A 17,490-nucleotide genomic window follows, 5' to 3' on the forward strand; every position below is an offset into this window, starting at 1 on the left:
AACTATTATTTCATCATTTTCTTTTACGAAATCAAAAGTTTTTGCAATTCTTTTTGCTTCACGTAATATTTCATCTGTTGTATTAAACATTTCACAGTGTGCTGGAAGAACACCAAAATTAAGGGCTAATCCTCTCATTACATAATCAAATGGAGTTATAGCTATTATTGGTGCTTTAGGTCTATACTTGCAAAGTAGTCTAGCAGTTGCACCACTTTGAGTTGCAGCAACTATAGCCTCGGCATTTACTGCGTTTGCAGTTCTACAAGCAGAGTAACTTATAGCATCAGAAAATGAAAGGTTTGAAGGCTCCATACCTTTATAATTAAGATGGCTATAATCTAAATTTTCTTCAGTTTCTATAGCTATTTTAGACATAGTTTTTGCAGCTTCTATTGGGAAATTACCAGAAGCACTTTCACCACTAAGCATTATAGCATCAGTTCCGTCAAATATTGCATTACAGATATCACAAGCTTCAGCTCTAGTTGGCATTGAATTTCTAATCATAGAATCAAGCATTTGAGTTGCAGTAATAACTACTTTACCTGCCTTATTACACTTTCTTATAATCTTCTTTTGGATTATAGGAACTTTTTCTATAGGAATTTCAACTCCCATATCACCACGTGCGACCATTATTCCATCTGCAGCTTCAATTATAGAATCTATATTATTTACGCCTTCTTGACTCTCTATCTTAGCTATTACCTTAATATGACTTCCGTTATGATCATTAAGTATCTTTTTCACATCTAATATATCGGAAGCCTTTCTTATAAATGATGCAGCTATGAAGTCAACACCATTTTTGCAGCCGAAGATTATATCTTCTGTATCCTTTTCTGTAATTGATGGTAAGTTTATACTAACATTTGGGACGTTAACACCCTTGTGGTTTTTAATTGTGCCACCAACTTCAACAGTACAATTTATAGATTTACCTTCAATGTTATCAATTTTAAACACTAAAAGTCCATCATCAACTAACATAGTACCGCCAGGTTTAACATCTTTATAAAGATCTCTGTAAGTTATTGAACATTTAGAATTATCTCCAAGTATTTCGTCATCACATATAAATGAGAATTTATCACCTTGTTTTAGTTCAGCTTGATCATCTTTAAAATTATGAGTCCTTATCTTAGGTCCCTTAATATCAAGAATAATTGCTGTTGAGGAGTTCATGTCTTCTCTTATTTTTTTGATTAAATCAATCTTTTCTTTATGAGTTTCATGAGTTCCATGAGAAAAATTAAGTCTTGCAGTGCTCATACCTATTTTTATAAACTCTCTTAAGATTTCTTCTGAGTCACTTGCAGGTCCAATAGTAAAAATCATTTTTGTTTTTTGCATAAAATCACCTCGCAAATATTTATTAGATCATTTCAAATACCATAGATGATTAGTATGTGCAAATATTCAATAAACTAAATTAAATATTTATTATTAATTTAGTTTAAAATAAATAGACTATGATATACTAAAATTATCCACAATACAATTTTATCATAAATTAATAGGAGGCAAGATAAAAAATGTCAGTTTTAACAAATATTCAACCAGAATTAGTTTTTAAGTATTTTGAAGAAATTTCAAAAATTCCAAGAGGTTCAGGAAATGAAAAAGGAATAAGTGATTATTTAGTTTCATTTGCTAAAGACCTTGGATTAGAAGTAATACAAGATGAAGCTTTAAATGTAGTTATTAAAAAGCCAGCATCAAAAGGATATGAAAATGCACCTGGAGTTATACTTCAAGGTCATATGGATATGGTTTGTGAAAAGAATAAAGATACAGAGCATGATTTTACAAAGGATCCAATTGAATTAAGAGTCGATGGAGACTACATATATGCAAATGGAACAACACTTGGATCAGATAATGGAATAGCTGTTGCATATGGAATGGCAATTTTAGCTGATGATACTATAGAGCATCCAGCTATTGAAGTATTATTAACTTCAGATGAAGAGACAGGTATGACAGGAGCTATGAATATATCACCTGATCATATAGACGGAAAAATTTTATTAAACCTTGATTCAGAAGAAGAAGGAGAACTTCTAGTAAGCTGTGCTGGTGGAGTAAGAAGTAAAGCAGCTATGAATATCAACTGGGAAGCTAAAGAAGAAGAACATGTTACTTTAGAAGTTAAGCTTAGAGGTCTTATGGGTGGACACTCAGGAATGGAAATAAATAAAGGTCGTGGTAACTCCAATAAACTTATGGCAAGATTATTAAAAGATCTTTATGATAATTATGATATAAGATTAGTTCACTTAGAAGGTGGATCTAAAGATAATGCTATTCCAAGAGAAGCTGATGCAGTTATAACTGTTTCAAAAGGTCAAGTTGAAGACATAAAGGCAGAAATAGCTAGATATGATGGAATCTTTAAGCATGAATTTAAAGTTCAAGATCCAAATGTTACTTTAGAAATATTAGAATGTGATGATGCTAAAAAGACTTTTGATAAAAAATGTACAGAAAATGTTATAAATCTTTTATACCTTTATCCAAATGGTATAAATACAATGAGTAAATCTATGCATGGATTAGTAGAAAGTTCAACAAATATAGGTGTTGTTACTACTTCAGAAGATAGAGTAAGAATAGATAGTGCTGTAAGAAGTTCAGTTGCTACATTAAAAGATGAAATTGTTCTAAGAAGTAAAACAATCACAGAAATATTAGGTGGAAGCTTTACAACTAATGCAGAATATCCAGAATGGGAATATAACAGTGAATCAAAAATAAGAGAAATCTGCAAAGATGTATATAAAGAAATGTATGGAGAAGAACCAAAGATAGTTGCAATTCATGCAGGTGTTGAATGTGGACTATTTAAAGAAAGATTAGGAGATTTAGATATGATTAGCTTTGGTCCAAATCTTTACGATGTTCATACACCACAAGAGCATATGAGCATAAAATCAGTTCAACATGTTTGGGAATATCTATTAAATATTTTAAAAGCAATAAAAGAGTATTAATAATAATTATTAATTAAAAATTATTATTGAAATCCCGAGTGGATTAGTATATAATAAAATCATAGTAAAAAATATTGTTTTTGGAGGTAATTTTTTATGGATATAAAAGAAAAGGTATTAGAAATATTAAATAACTCAGAGGAACCGTTAAAAGGTGGCCAAATTGCAGAAGCTTCAGGAATTGATAAGAAAGAAGTTGATAAAGCAATTAAAGAGTTAAAAAAAGAGGAGAAAATTATCTCACCAAAAAGATGTTTTTACGCAGCTAACAATTAATTTTATATACATTGATTTATCAAAACAATCCCTTATTAGTTTTAAATCTTCACCTAAAATTTTAGGTGAAGATTTTTTTACATAATGAATATTATTGACTCCTTCCTAATATATTTTAATAAAGTAATGTTTTAGGAGGGATAAGATGGGATACACAAGATATAATTATAAGCCAAGAAAAAAGCCGGGAAGAAACTTTTTAACAATAGGAATTATTGGAGTACTTCTAGCAATAGTTATAGGATTGCTTATAGGAAAAGTTTTATTTAAGGGAAATAGTACTCCGAATGAAGAGCAAGCAAATGCAATTGAGGGGACAGAGCAGAGCGGTACTATAGATAATGAAGAAAAGGATAATGCTAATAAGGGTGAAGCTGATAAAGAAACAGTTGGAAAAGTTACAGAATCTGGGGATAACAAAAAATTTTCTATGATTCAATGTGGATATTATGGAAAGAAGGAAAATGCAGAGAAAGTACTAAATGATATTCCATCAAATTATAATAAATTTATAATAGAGGAAGATGGAAAATTTAGAGTAATCGCTGGAATCTATACAGAGGATTCTGTAGAAAAGGTAAGCGAGCAATTAACAAAGAAAGAAATAAGCAACGTTAAAATAAATTGTGAATATGCATTAAGTGATAATCAAAACTCAATGATATACGAAATAGTTACGGGTTTTATGAAAATTTTAAATGAATTAGAGAATGAACAAGTAAGAAGTGTAAATACGACAGATTTTAAAAAATGGACAAATGAACTTGGAAAAGATTCTAAAGATAAAGAAGATAATGAGGAACTTAAAAATTTAAGGGAACACATAGAAAAATTACCAGAGGAATTAAATAGAGATGGTGCCAAAAAATCACTTGAATTTATATATAAAATGCTTATAAAACATAGAGTGTAAGCAATTCTTAAAAAAAAATTAATTCTATCTTTATAAGGCGTTTTTACTTGTTTATGGTCTTATAAAATGATAAACTATATTAGGTGTAGTAATCTTTGATTTAAAGAATACTACACCTAATATTATTTTAAAAATATGTAGTATTTATATCTAAAGAAATTAAAAACTGGAAATACTATATTATATTAAAAGTTATTTATAAAGAGGGATATTATGAAGTTTATTTTAGCATCAGCATCCGCAAGAAGACAGGAATTATTAAAAAGAATAGTAGATGATTTCGACATTATTGTCAGTGAGTTTGAGGAGAAAAATGTCGAATTCAAAGATGACATTAATAAGTATGTGGAGGAGATTGCATTAGGTAAAGCTAAGGCTGTTTTAAATAATGCACAGAGCGAAGACATAATAATATCAGCAGATACAGTTGTTTCTTTTAATAACAATATCTTAGGAAAGCCTGTAGATGAGGAAGATGCCTTTAAAATGCTAAGAATGCTTAGTGGAAACACTCATGAAGTTTACTCTGGAGTTTGTATTATAAATAATAAAACAAAAGAGATAATATGTGAGAGTTTTAAAACAGAGGTAACTTTTTCAGAAATTAGTGATGACAGAATAAAAAAATACATTGAAAGTGGAAGTCCTCTTGATAAAGCAGGTTCTTACGGAATACAAGACGAAGGTGGAGTTTTCGTAGAAGGCATAAAAGGAGACTATTATAATGTAGTTGGATTACCGCTTAATGGGATATACAAGATGATTAAAAGAGTAACTAAATAATTTTAAAGGGGGATGGGTATTCTAATAAAAGTAAGGAGAAATAAATTTGGACAATTACCTTAGAATGTTGGATATACCTGAAAATGAGAGACCTAAAGAAAAATTATTAAGATACGGTGCAGAATCTTTAAGTAATCCAGAACTTTTAGCGATAGTTTTAAGAACTGGTACTAAGGGTGAAAATGTATTAAATTTAAGTCAAAAAATAATTGCAGAACTTAATGGGTTGAATGGTATTTTAAATGCATCAGTAAAAGAAATGACAAAAATTAAAGGTGTAAAAGAGGCAAAGGCTTCGCAAATACTTGCAATAGCTGAGCTTTTTAGAAGGTTTAATACCTATAAATCTTTTAATGAATTTAAGAGAATTACATCACCAAGAGAAGTTGCAAACATGCTCTATGGTGAAATGGGAGCAAGTAATCAAGAAGTATTAAAATTAATTATACTAAATACTAAAAATGAAGTTATAAAAATTAAAGATGTTTTTAAGGGGAGCTTAAATTCTTCTTTGGTTCATCCAAGAGAAATATTTAATGAAGCTATAAGAAGTAGTGCAGCTTCAATAATTATATGTCATAATCACCCATCAGGAGACCCAACTCCAAGTAGTGAGGACATAAAAGTTACTACCAGAATTAATCAAAGTGGAGAGATAATAGGGATTAAACTTATTGATCACATTATAATAGGTAGAAATAATTACGTAAGCTTAAAAGAAAAAGGAATATTATAATCGAAAGGGGAATGAAAAATGGGATTTTTCGGAACTAGTAAAGACATGGGAATAGATTTAGGAACAGCTAATACACTTGTATTTGTTAAAGGTAAAGGTGTAGTTCTTAGAGAGCCATCAGTTGTAGCAATAAACAGTACAACAAGAAGACCACTTGCAGTTGGTACAGAAGCAAAAATGATGATTGGTAGAACACCAGGAAATATAGTTGCTATAAGACCACTTAGAGATGGTGTAATTGCGGATTTTGATGTTGCACATACAATGATAAAGTCATTAATAGAAAAAGCAGCAAGTAAGAGTGCATTTAAGGCACCAAGAATAATAGTATGCTATCCTTCAGGAGTAACTGAAGTTGAAAAGAGAGCAATAGAAGAAGCAACTAAACTTGCAGGTGCAAGAGAAGTTATATTAATGGAAGAGCCAATGGCAGCAGCAATTGGAGCAGGACTTCCAGTAAGTGAACCAACAGGAAGTATGATTGTTGATATCGGTGGAGGTACTACAGAAGTAGCTATCATTTCACTTGGAGGAATAGTTACAAGCAGATCATTAAGAGTTGCTGGTGATGAATTAGATCAATCAATAATTGCTTATATTAAGAAAGAATTCAACTTAATGATTGGTGAAAGAACATCAGAACAAATTAAGATGGAAATCGGATCAGCTTATAAAGTTGATGATGAAGAAAAACTTATGGAAATTAAGGGAAGAGATTTAGTTACTGGATTACCTAAAGTAGTTGAAATTTCAGAATCATTAATAAGAGATGCTTTAAAAGAACCTGTATATGCAATAATTGAATCAATAAAGACAACACTTGAAAAAACACCGCCAGAACTTGCAGCTGATATAATGGAAAAAGGAATAATGTTAGCTGGTGGAGGTGCAATGCTTAAAGGATTAGATGTTTTAATAATGAAGGAAACTAATATGCCTGTACATATTGCGGAATCACCATTAGATTGTGTTGTTCTAGGAGCTGGAAAAGCTTTAGAAGATTTCGATAGAATTAGTAAGGAAGATAGATAAAGACATGAAGCGTCTTAAGAACAAACTGGCAGTCACTATAATAGTGCTGTCAGTTGCATTTTTAGGCTTAATTATCTATACATTCAAAGATCCTAATAAAAATGCTATTGAAAGTGGTGCAGGTGCAGCGTTAAATCCTATACAGAAAATTGCGTATACCGTTAATGTAAAGATTAAAGATTTTGTTGATTTATGTTTAAATTTCTCTACTGTAAAAGATGAGAACAATAATCTTACAAAAGAAAATGCAGAGCTTAAGAAACAACTTTTAGAGTATTCAGATCTTAAGCAAGAAAATGATCAATTAAGAAAAGTTTTGAAGTTTAAAGATTCAAGAGATAATTATAATTATGTAGCTACTAATATCATAGGATATGCTGGAGGAAATATATTAGATGGGTATATTGTTGATAAAGGCAAAGGTGATGGCATAGAAAAAGGTATGATAGTAATTGCGGCTGATGGTTTAGTTGGTCAAGTTACTTCAGTTGGTAGCAACTGGGCAATAATAAAGAGTATTTTAAATGAAAATATTGCAGTAAGTGTTAAAGTAGAAAGCACTAAAGAAAATACTGGTATATTAAGAGGTTATAGAAACGCAGATGGAACTGGAGCATGTAAAGTTGAAAATCTTCCTATGGATTCGAATATAAAAGAGGGAGATACAATAGTTACATCAGGTCTTGGACAAATATATCCTAAAGATATAATGATTGGAAAAGTAGTATCAGTTCAAGAAGATAAGGTAAATGTAATGAAAAATGCAGTTGTTAAACCAAGCGTTGACTTTAATAAACTTGAAGGATTATTTATTGTAGTACCTAAAGATAAACGTGAGATTAAATATTAAGAGGTGATGATATGAAAAAATTGATAGTGGTTTTAATATCTATTCTCTTATTAGTAATTGATAATTCGGTAATGCCATTTTTAAGTATATATGGTGGATTCCCAAGTTTATTATTTACTTTTGCTGTTCTATACTCATTAATAAATGGAGTTGAAGATGCAGTTTTTATTGGGGCAGTAAGTGGAATACTACAAGATATTTATTTTGCAAATGGGGTAGGAATAAATGCAATAGTTAATATGTTTATATGTATATTAGCAGCTTATATAGGTAATGGAGTATTTAAGAAGAGAAAATTAGTTCCTGTAGCTACAGTGTTTGGAGCTACTATAGTTAAGCATTTAGTTGTTCTTGCTATATTATACTTCTTAAATTACAAAGTAAATTTAAATAATATACTTATAGTTGCAATATATAATTCAGTAATAGCATTTATAGTATACAAATATGTATTAATGTTTTCAAATACTGAAGATGTAAACAATAAGTGGAGGTTTAAATGATAGTTAATAAACCAAAAAGTAAAAAGAAAAAACTTTCTAGGTATACAGTACTTAATATTATCATGCTAATAATCTTTTGCATAATATCATTAAAGTTAGTTTATTTACAAGTTTATAAACACGATGATTATGAAGATAGGGCAAACCAAAATGCTACTAGATTTATTGCAGAAAAAGCTCCGAGAGGAGAGATTTTAGATAAAAATGGTAATGTGTTAGCAACGAATAAACAAACTTACACATTAACATATACAACAACAGATGAGGCACAAAAGAAATTCTATAGTACAATGGATTCAATCTTTAAGGTTCTTAAAGAAAATGGAGAAAGTGTTCAAGATGATTTATTAGTAAAGATTGATGATAAAGGTGGATTTTATTTTGGATATAAAGATTCATCTCCTGATAATCAACAATATGAAAAGCTTAGATTTTTAAAAGATAGAGGAATGAATGAGCAAATTCAAAGAGAACTTTTTGGAGATGAAAGTAAAGATTTAACAGATAATCAGATTGCACAAATAGATCAAAAGTTATTAAAAGTCACTCCAGAGGAAGCGTTCTACTATTTAGTGAAAAGCTATGATCTTATAGGACTTGTTAATCCAGATCCATCAAAAGATGAAAAGAAAGAATATAAAGATATGACTGGTAAACAGCTGACAGATCTTATATTAAAGAAATATTCACTTAATGATATAAGAGATTATATGGTTGTTAAAGATGCTATAAAGATGCAAAGTTTTAAAGGGTATAAAGCTGTAACTATTGCAAGTAATATAAAGAAAGATACAGCGTTTATAATATATCAAAAACTTAATGATTTACCAGGGATAGGTGTTGATTTACAACCAGTTAGAGAATATCCTTATAAGAACTTAGGATCATCAGTCCTTGGATATGTTGGAACAATAGATAGTTCTTTAGAAGATGATTATAAATTAAGAGGATATGATCCATCAACTGACCTTGTAGGAAAATCAGGTATAGAATCAGCCTTTGAAGATGAACTTAAAGGTGTTAAAGGTGGAGAAACTGTTAAGGTAAACTCAGAAGGTAGAAAAACAGAAGAGTTATTTAAGTTAGAATCTTATCCAGGTAATAATGTAAATCTTACTATAGATAAAAATGTTCAGTATGCTATGCAAGAAGCATTAAAGGATACAATAAATAAAGTTAGAACACAAACTACAGATTCTGACGGTCATAGTTTCCCGAATGCAACTAGAGGGGCAGCTCTTGCAATTGATGTTAATACTGGTAAGATACTTGCAATGGCAAGTTATCCAGATTTTGATCCAAATCTTTTTGCAATACCAGGACAGCTTACAAAAGAACAAACAGAGCAATACTTCTCACCAGATCTTGAGAAGTTTGGTAAAGAGCTTATAAAGAAGACAGGAGTTAAAAAATCAGTAGATGATTTATTCCCTAAAGATAAAAATGGATATAGAACAGACCCATATGACTTATATGCAAAACCATTCTATAATTATGCAACTTTAGGTACATTACCTCCAGGTTCTATATTTAAGCCAATAACGGCTATAGCGGGTCTTCAAGAAGGGGTAATAAAACCAGGGGTGACTATAAACGCTACAGGTAAATTTAATATTCACCCTGAAACATTTGGTACTGGATTTGGACCGGTATGTTGGATATATCCAGGTAGTCATGGTCCTACTGATGTTGAAAAAGCGCTTCAAGTTTCATGTAACTTCTTCTTCTATGAAACTGCATATAGATTATATATGAAAGATGGGGGAAATGCTAATAGACCTGAAGCTTTAAATGTTATTGCAAAATATGCATGGAAATTTGGTCTTGGAGTTGACCCAAATAGTAAGACAAATCCTTCAACAGGAATAGAAATAGAAGAAAATACTACAGGGCAGACATACAACTTTAAGACATTTAAGGAGAGCACTATAGCACTTTCAAATTTTGAAATAGCAGACTTTTTAGAAAAGGAAGTTCCAAGTGGATCAGCATTATCTACTTATCAAGGAACGTATAATTTTATTCCTTTTGACTTCTCATATAAAGATGATGATTCAGAGAAGGTTAAGAACTTAAAAGTAGACTTAAAACAAAAAATTAAAGATAGATTTGAAGTAGTAGCTACAGGGAAATCTGCAATGGGTCAAAATGAATTTGCGGCTAGTATTTTATCAGATGTAAAAGGTATAATGCAAAACTCAGATGTTTATAAGAATAATGTTAAGAAGTATGAAGATAAGTATAACAAAAAAGCTAATATAGATGAGCAGGCATCAACTGTTTCTAGTGCAATTGCAAGGTATGTTGTTACTGATAAATCAGCAGAAATGACATCACCAGGTCAGGTTATTTATTCAGCTATTGGTCAAGGTATAAATCACTATACTCCACTTCAACTTGGAGCATATATATCAACACTTGCAAATGGAGGAACTAGATATGCTCTTCATTTAGTAGATAGTGTAACAGATGTAGATGGAAAAGTGGTAGAGCAATTTAAACCAAAAGTACTGGATAAAGTAGAGATGAATCCAGCAACACTTGCTGCAGTTAAAGAAGGTATGGCAAAAGTTAATGATGCTGAAGGTGGTACAGCCTCAGCAGTATTTAGTTCATTCCCTATAAAAACAGCAGGTAAGACAGGTACAGCCGATTATTCAAATGACCAAAGAGATTTTGGTAGATCGCCTTATGCAACATATGTAAGTTTTGCGCCTATTGATAAACCAGAAATAGCCTTTGTTGGGGTTATATATGACGGTGGTCATGGTTCATATACTGCACCAGTTGCGAAAGCTGTTTATGAAGCATACTTTAAAGATAAAATCTTAAAGGATTATCCAGAATATGCCAAGAGTTCATCTACATTTAAGAAATATGTTTTAGATGCACCTAAGGATAATAATGAAGCAGCACAAAAGGAAGAACAAGAAAAAGCTGATAAGAAGGATGCTTCAGACAAAAAGGATGCCAAAGATAAGGATAAAGACAAGAGTGCTTCTAACAACTAAAGCTAATAATTATTATATTTAAATAGTTTTCACTAATTAAAAAACAACATTGGACCTTACTGGTATCAATGTTGTTTTTACTTTAAAAAAGAAACTAAAACTACAAATACTTACATTTTAATGATATAATAATAGAAGGATTTTATTATGTTTTGTAGAATAATGTTAAAGTGACAAGGATTGGTGGAGGGAAACCAATAATGGATGATAAAATAGTTATAAAAGGTAATAGAAGTGGCTTAAGTGCTATTATAAATATGAATAAATTTAGTGATTTTGAAGAAATGCTAGAACATTTGCTTACTAAATTATCAAGAGGGAAGCGTTTTTATAAAAATTCTACGCTAACTATTAGCACAAATTTAAGCTCTATTAATGAGAAAAACCTAATACATCTTAAAGAAGTATTATTTAATGAAATAGAAATAAAAGATATTATATTGCAAGATGAATCTTCAAAGGATAAAGATAAGAAAACTTTTACGGGAGTGTATGAGGGGAGAACAAAATTTTTGAGAAAGACAGTAAGAAGTGGTCAGTGTATAAATTATAATGGAAATATCGTTATAGTTGGAGATATAAATAGCGGTGCAGAAGTTGTAGCAACTGGTAATATTATTGTCTTAGGTAGTATAAAAGGAAATGTTAGCGCAGGAGCTAATGGTAATGTAAAAGCAATAATTGCAGCCTTTAGTCTTCAGCCAGAAATATTAAAGATTTCAGATATTGCGACACTATCACCGGATTCAGAAAAGCCCCAATATCCAGAGGTTGCAAAAATAAAAGATGGGGCAATAATAGTAGAACCGTACTTACCGAATAAATATATTTATTAAAGCGTGGAGGGATTGTTAAATGGGAGTATCTATTGTAATTACATCAGGAAAAGGTGGAGTTGGAAAAACTACAACAACAGCTAATATTGGTACTGCATTAGCAGCACTTGGGAAAAGAGTAGTAGTTGTTGATGGTGATACAGGACTTAGAAATCTAGATGTACTAATGGGATTAGAAAACAGAATAGTGTATACTATAGTTGATGCTATAGAAGGAAGATGTAGATTAAAGCAAGCTTTAATTAAGGATAAAAGATTTCCAAATCTATGCCTTCTTCCAACAGCACAAACAAAGGATAAAGATGATATAAGTGCACAACAAATGCTTAAACTTGTAAAAGAACTAAAGGAAGATTTTGATTATGTAATTATAGATTCTCCAGCTGGTATTGAACAAGGTTTTGAAAACTCAGTAATCGGAGCTGATAAAGCTATAGTTGTAGTAAATCCTGAAATTACATCTGTTAGAGATGCCGATAGAGTAATTGGTAAACTGGATGCTAAAGGTCTTGAAGATCATTCTGTTATTATAAATAGAATGAACTATGCTATGACTCAAAGAGGAGACATGCTTGATGTAAGTGATATAATCGAAACACTTTCAATTGAACTAATAGGGGTTGTACCTGATGACAAAGAAATAACTGTTTCTACAAATAAAGGCGAACCAATAGTTCTAGAAGAATCAGCAAGAGCTGGAGAAGCATTTAGAAATATAGCAAAGAGAATAACTGGCGAAAATGTACCTTTTATGGATTTAAGTGATGCACCACAAGGTTTATTTGGATCTATAATGAAGTTATTCAAACGTAAGTAGGGGGTATTTGAAATGGGGTTCTTTAGTAGTTTTACAAATAGTAAGCCTAAGCCAAAGGATATTGCTAAAGATAGATTAAAGTTAATACTTATACATGATAGAGGAGATCTTCCAACTGATACTTTAGAGCAAATAAGAATGGAAATATTAGAAGTTCTTTCAAAGTATGTAGAGATATCAGCTGAGGATGTAGAAATATCAGTAAGTAAAAGCGATATTGAAGAGGGAGAAGCAGCTTCGTCATTAGTTGCTAATATACCTATTAAAAACATAAGAGGTCAATAAGTTAAGAAGTAAAATAAGAGAAAAACTTATAATTAAGAAAGGCTACATACATAAAATTATGTAGCCTTCTATATATAAAAAATGGAATATATTTATATATTAAAAATTTATTATTTTTTTTATTTAAGAAGCATTTATTATAGAGAATAACAAAATAATGATATATAATAGAAATACAGGTTTTTCGGGAGGTGAAAGATTTTGTTAAGAGGGGATTTATTGTTTGATAGACAAGGAACTTACAGTAAATATAAGCTGGATTTTAAAAAAATTAGAGATATAGATAAAGTACTATTATTTTCAACAATAATATTAGTACTATTTGGTATTTTAAACATATATCTTGCAACTAAAGGAACTTACGGATTTAGCTATGCTAAGAAGCAATTGATATGGTTTATAGTTTCTCTTGTAGCACTTTATATATTCATGGCTATTGATTACAGAGTTCTTTATAATTATGTTCCAATTTTCTATTGGGCTGGAGTTGTTTTACTTATCGCAACAAGATTTTTGGGTTCTGTTAGAGGTGGAGCTAGAGGATGGCTTGTATTTGGACCAGTTTCCTTGCAGCCAGCGGAACTTGCAAAGATTGGTATGATACTTATGCTTGCTAAAAAATTAGAAGAAATGGATTTAGAGATAAATAATCTAAGAAACTTCTTTACCCTTGTTTTTTATGCTGCGGTACCAGTTCTATTTATTGTAATTCAACCAGATATGGGAATGACTATGGTATCATTCTTTATAGTGCTTGGTATATTTTATGTTGCAGGACTTGATATGAAAGTAATAGGTGGAGGACTACTCGCACTTTTCATTGGAATAATAATTGTATGGAATTCAGGGCTTATACAAGATTATCAAAAAACAAGAATAACATCATTTATGAATCCAGAAGCTAATATGGCGGGATCTGGATATCATCTTAGCCAATCTTTAATTGCAATTGGATCTGGCGGGGTTACTGGTAATAGACCATCTCTTGCAAATGATGAAAGTTCAGGATATGCGGCACAACATGTACCAGAAGTTCAAACAGACTTTATTTTTGCATCAACGGCAGAAAACTGGGGGCTTCTAGGTATTATATTCTTGCTAACTATGTATGGATTACTTATAAGTAGGATGGTAGCTATTGCTCGAACATCAAAAGATATCTTTGGATCAATAATATGTGTTGGATTAGTGTCATATTTCTTATTTGCAATACTACAAAATATAGGAATGACTATAGGACTTATGCCTATAACAGGTATAACATTACCTCTTATAAGTTATGGTGGTAGCTCACTTTTAACTACAATAATGTCAATAGGTCTAGTATTAAATGTAGGTATGAGAAGAAAGAAAATCAGATTTTAGATATAAAGTAAGTGGAAGTGATTTAAATATTGCTTCCACTTATTAATTAGCAAGGAAATTTTAATAAGGATATTTTCTAAAAAAGTACTCTTATATAATTAATAAAATTTATTATATAAGAGTACTTTTTATTACTTAATAAAAGATTATCTATTTATTTTACTAGCATTTGTTACAAGTGTTTTTTGTGCGTCTGTTAAAGAGTCATAATCTTTAGTTACTTTTTGGACTTCTCCTTCATTATTCATATTTAAGTTTTTTATTTCTTGAGATACTTTTTCGCTTACTTTAAAATCTGTATCGGCAGCCTTATGTCCTTCTTTTATCGCTTTTATAACATCTAGGTCTTGGTTTAATTTATCAATGTTTTTAATCTTTTTTTGATCAGATTCTGAAAGTTTATCAAACTGATTTTTTATTTCAGTTATTTTTGAATCATCATTTAAAGTTATATAAGAGGCCTTTGGAAGAGCATCGATTTCTTTTGATATACTATTTACTGAGCCTTCTTTATTTCCACATCCATAGATTAATATAGATACTGTAAATATAGCTATAATTGAAAGTATAAGTTTTTTATGAAAAAGTTTATTTTTATTAATCATAACTTTAGTCCTCCTTATATGTTAAAGATTTGAATCATGATGAACAGGAGTTTGTTTAGTTGTTTCTGTTATCAAATTTTTATTTACTTCTTCAGTCTTTTTTTGTGAATAATCTGCCATTCTTGTACAATAATCTGTCATATAATTTTCTGCCTCTTTAGGATTTCTCTTATAAAGGTCTAAAACATATTTATCAGTTTCTTTTAGGTGCTCTGTAAGTTTATCTTCAACAGCTCTAAGGGTAGGTTTTGTATATTTATTAACATATTCATCGTAATAAGGAGTTGTTAATGCACCAGCTCTTCTATAAGTCCAATAAGCTGAGGTATAATCAGGTATATTTGTACCTTCTCTGTATGCTTTTGGAGTATTATTTATACCAGAATAGAAAGGAACATATACACTGGTTTCAGGAACTCCAAGAGCTAACCAATGGACAGCACCTACAGCACTTGGCATATTAGGTCTACATTGTAATATGTGAGATTCCATTGTATAGGCAACGTTTATTGGTCTATATTTATCCTTATATTCACCGTATGGATCATATTCTGTGCCGTTATAATGAGAACGCAAGACTTTTGCTACATCTTTAACTTCTATTTTCTTATCTGGCTTCATAAATAAGCTAAAGTCTTTGCTTGTTATATCTTGCTTTTTAGATGGAGTTAATATTCTTTGACCATCCCATATTCTTGGATTGTTGTACTTGGCATCCTTTTCATTTTCAGTGCCAAATGCTTTTTTAAAGCTAAAGTCTCCATCTTTTTTAGGATCATATAATCCTTTATCTTCTGAGAATTTAACTAAATCTTTAGAGCCTAAATAGTTTTTATCATCTTTTAAATCTACTTTATCTATACATAATTTATTTGGAATTACAGCATATGAATCATCAGGAACTCTTTGTGCCACCCAATGATGTCCAGATCCTATTTCCATGTACCAAACTTCATCTTTATCAGATATTATAACTCCGTTAACTTCAGATGAACCTTTTTCATCCACTATTTTTCCAAGCATCTTAACGCCATCTTTTGCAGTTTTTACATGAGGTAGAACTACTGATGTTATAGAATCTTCTCCAATACCATCTTTAACAAGAGGGTCTGTTTTTAGTGCTTTATCATTTGCAGTAGCACTTTCTGTGGCACTAAGTGCTACACCATGTTCATTTATGCCGTCTTCTTCAAATTGACCATCCTTTTCAGTCCATTCTGGAGTTGCAGTATATTTATAATTTGTCTTTGGAAGCTTGCATGTAAATCCATTTCCCTTTGACGTATAAGTTGCACCATCTTTATTTGTGCTATGAGGATGAACAACAAATCTTTTATCCCAAGCAGTTTTAGCATCTTCATTACGAGCAGCAATTGTTGACCCATCGGCAGTAGCATTTTTACCTACAACTACTGTGGTACAAGCAAATGCATTTAGCGCTAATGGTCCGAGCAAAATACTTGAGGTAATTGAAGCTAGAAAAAGTAATTTTGATATTTTTTTAGTTAACATAATTTCACTCCTTTTAATAAAGCCAATATATTCCCGCAGAAAAATATAAATTATATTAAGGCTATCATATAAAATTCTAGACCCATTGTAGGATTAATTCAATATTTCATAGAATAGGTTTACATTAACTTAATATAATTAAAATAATAATTATGTTAAATTGTGAAATTCTATAGGAGAATTTATACATGTGTTTTCATAAAATCTTAGCTTTTTAAATATAATAAAGTAGTGCTAAATAACAAGGAGATAAGAAGGATGGGAAGTTATAGAGATCAGTATGAAAAATACTACAAAAACATATGTGGAAATAATAGTAAATACGTACCAATTTCAAATAATGGAGGTAATTCAAGCTTCCACTATGGAGAAGGTAGAAGAAAAAAGAAGGAGGGGGGAATGCTCTCTATTTTAGCAACTCAAACTATAGGGATATTAATAATTACATTAATTATGATGGCATTAAAATATGCACCTTATAAAGAAGCAAATGATATTTACTTAAATGCAAAAGAAGTTATGGCCACAGAAATGGAGTTTGGAGACTTTAATGCTGTAGAAGTATTTAATGAATTTAAAAGTAAAATATCAAAAGATGAAGGAATAGAAAATAAAATAAATGGGAGTTTAATGGCTCCTTTAATAGGAGAAGTAGAAACTTTAGAAAATGGGGTTATCATAAAAACAGAAAAGAAAAAAGAGGTTTTTGCAATATTTGATGGTGAAATAAAAGATATGAAAGATAGCGATAAAGGAAAGGATGTTGTAATCGATCATGGTAATGGAGTAGAGAGTTACTATAATATGATAAGTGAGCCATTAGTTAAAAAAGGCGATAAGGTTGAGAAAGGAGAGTGTATAGGAGTTAATACAAAGATTGATGATAAAGGTTATAAAGTAGAATTTAAAATTAGTTATATGGGACAATTTAAGGAGCCTGGAAAATATATTAATTTTAAAGATTAGGAAT

General features: G+C 30.5%; 17 protein-coding genes. 14 read left to right on the top strand and 3 right to left on the bottom strand.

Annotated features, from left to right (window positions below; all coding sequences use genetic code 11):
• Positions 1 to 1,356, bottom strand: a 1,356-nt coding sequence (gene pyk / locus JOC62_RS15630) for a pyruvate kinase (RefSeq protein WP_204596226.1), incomplete at its 3' end; no start/stop codon positions are given.
• Positions 1,357 to 1,538: 182 nt separating this feature from the next.
• Here pyk and JOC62_RS15635 point away from each other — a divergent pair.
• From JOC62_RS15635 to rodA, 13 genes are all read left to right on the top strand, one after another.
• The gene (locus tag JOC62_RS15635; protein ID WP_204596227.1) at positions 1,539 to 2,996 is read left to right on the top strand and encodes an aminoacyl-histidine dipeptidase; all 1,458 of its coding nucleotides are present in this window, start codon (positions 1,539 to 1,541) and stop codon (positions 2,994 to 2,996) included.
• A 96-nt stretch (positions 2,997 to 3,092) separates the two neighbouring features.
• The gene (locus tag JOC62_RS15640) at positions 3,093 to 3,272 is read left to right on the top strand and encodes an HTH domain-containing protein (protein WP_204596228.1); all 180 of its coding nucleotides are present in this window, start codon (positions 3,093 to 3,095) and stop codon (positions 3,270 to 3,272) included.
• Positions 3,273 to 3,417: 145 nt separating this feature from the next.
• Positions 3,418 to 4,185, top strand: a complete 768-nt coding sequence (locus tag JOC62_RS15645; protein WP_204596229.1) for an SPOR domain-containing protein — start codon at positions 3,418 to 3,420, stop codon at positions 4,183 to 4,185.
• A 213-nt stretch (positions 4,186 to 4,398) separates the two neighbouring features.
• Positions 4,399 to 4,968 (top strand): Maf-like protein, encoded by a 570-nt coding sequence (locus tag JOC62_RS15650; protein WP_204596230.1) that lies wholly within the window; start codon positions 4,399 to 4,401, stop codon positions 4,966 to 4,968.
• A 46-nt stretch (positions 4,969 to 5,014) separates the two neighbouring features.
• Positions 5,015 to 5,704 carry a RadC family protein gene (gene radC, locus JOC62_RS15655; protein ID WP_204596231.1) on the top strand — a complete coding sequence of 230 codons (690 nt, stop codon included), beginning with the start codon at positions 5,015 to 5,017 and terminating at the stop codon, positions 5,702 to 5,704.
• Between the two features lie 18 nt (positions 5,705 to 5,722).
• Positions 5,723 to 6,736 carry a rod shape-determining protein gene (locus JOC62_RS15660; RefSeq protein ID WP_204596232.1) on the top strand — a complete coding sequence of 338 codons (1,014 nt, stop codon included), beginning with the start codon at positions 5,723 to 5,725 and terminating at the stop codon, positions 6,734 to 6,736.
• A 4-nt stretch (positions 6,737 to 6,740) separates the two neighbouring features.
• On the top strand, positions 6,741 to 7,586 hold the full coding sequence (gene mreC / locus JOC62_RS15665; RefSeq protein ID WP_204596233.1) for a rod shape-determining protein MreC: 846 nt from the start codon (positions 6,741 to 6,743) through the stop codon (positions 7,584 to 7,586).
• Positions 7,587 to 7,597: 11 nt separating this feature from the next.
• Complete coding sequence (gene mreD, locus JOC62_RS15670; protein ID WP_204596234.1) at positions 7,598 to 8,089, top strand: rod shape-determining protein MreD; 492 nt, start codon at positions 7,598 to 7,600, stop codon at positions 8,087 to 8,089.
• Complete coding sequence (locus tag JOC62_RS15675; RefSeq protein ID WP_204596235.1) at positions 8,086 to 11,100, top strand: penicillin-binding transpeptidase domain-containing protein; 3,015 nt, start codon at positions 8,086 to 8,088, stop codon at positions 11,098 to 11,100. Before mreD ends, JOC62_RS15675 begins: the two co-directional genes overlap by 4 nt.
• A gap of 200 nt (positions 11,101 to 11,300) precedes the next feature.
• Positions 11,301 to 11,936 carry a septum site-determining protein MinC gene (gene minC, locus JOC62_RS15680; protein WP_204596236.1) on the top strand — a complete coding sequence of 212 codons (636 nt, stop codon included), beginning with the start codon at positions 11,301 to 11,303 and terminating at the stop codon, positions 11,934 to 11,936.
• 19 nt (positions 11,937 to 11,955) lie between these two features.
• Positions 11,956 to 12,753 carry a septum site-determining protein MinD gene (minD, locus tag JOC62_RS15685; protein WP_204596237.1) on the top strand — a complete coding sequence of 266 codons (798 nt, stop codon included), beginning with the start codon at positions 11,956 to 11,958 and terminating at the stop codon, positions 12,751 to 12,753.
• 12 nt (positions 12,754 to 12,765) lie between these two features.
• Positions 12,766 to 13,038: a cell division topological specificity factor MinE gene (gene minE / locus JOC62_RS15690; RefSeq protein WP_204596238.1), complete on the top strand. Its 273-nt coding sequence runs from the start codon at positions 12,766 to 12,768 to the stop codon at positions 13,036 to 13,038.
• A gap of 219 nt (positions 13,039 to 13,257) precedes the next feature.
• Positions 13,258 to 14,403 (top strand): rod shape-determining protein RodA, encoded by a 1,146-nt coding sequence (gene rodA / locus JOC62_RS15695; protein WP_423883116.1) that lies wholly within the window; start codon positions 13,258 to 13,260, stop codon positions 14,401 to 14,403.
• A gap of 146 nt (positions 14,404 to 14,549) precedes the next feature.
• Here the strand turns inward: rodA and JOC62_RS15700 are convergent, their stop codons facing one another.
• Both JOC62_RS15700 and JOC62_RS15705 read right to left on the bottom strand, forming a co-directional pair.
• Positions 14,550 to 15,008 (bottom strand): hypothetical protein, encoded by a 459-nt coding sequence (locus tag JOC62_RS15700; RefSeq protein WP_204596240.1) that lies wholly within the window; start codon positions 15,006 to 15,008, stop codon positions 14,550 to 14,552.
• 21 nt (positions 15,009 to 15,029) lie between these two features.
• Positions 15,030 to 16,520, bottom strand: coding sequence for a C69 family dipeptidase (locus JOC62_RS15705; RefSeq protein ID WP_204596241.1), 1,491 nt, complete (start codon positions 16,518 to 16,520; stop codon positions 15,030 to 15,032).
• 258 nt (positions 16,521 to 16,778) lie between these two features.
• On the opposite strand from JOC62_RS15705, the gene JOC62_RS15710 reads away from it, so the two are divergent.
• Positions 16,779 to 17,486 (top strand): M23 family metallopeptidase, encoded by a 708-nt coding sequence (locus JOC62_RS15710; protein ID WP_204596242.1) that lies wholly within the window; start codon positions 16,779 to 16,781, stop codon positions 17,484 to 17,486.
• Positions 17,487 to 17,490 lie beyond the last annotated feature (4 nt).

The organism is Clostridium sardiniense (assembly GCF_016907995.1).
GTDB classification, from domain to species: domain Bacteria; phylum Bacillota; class Clostridia; order Clostridiales; family Clostridiaceae; genus Clostridium; species Clostridium sardiniense.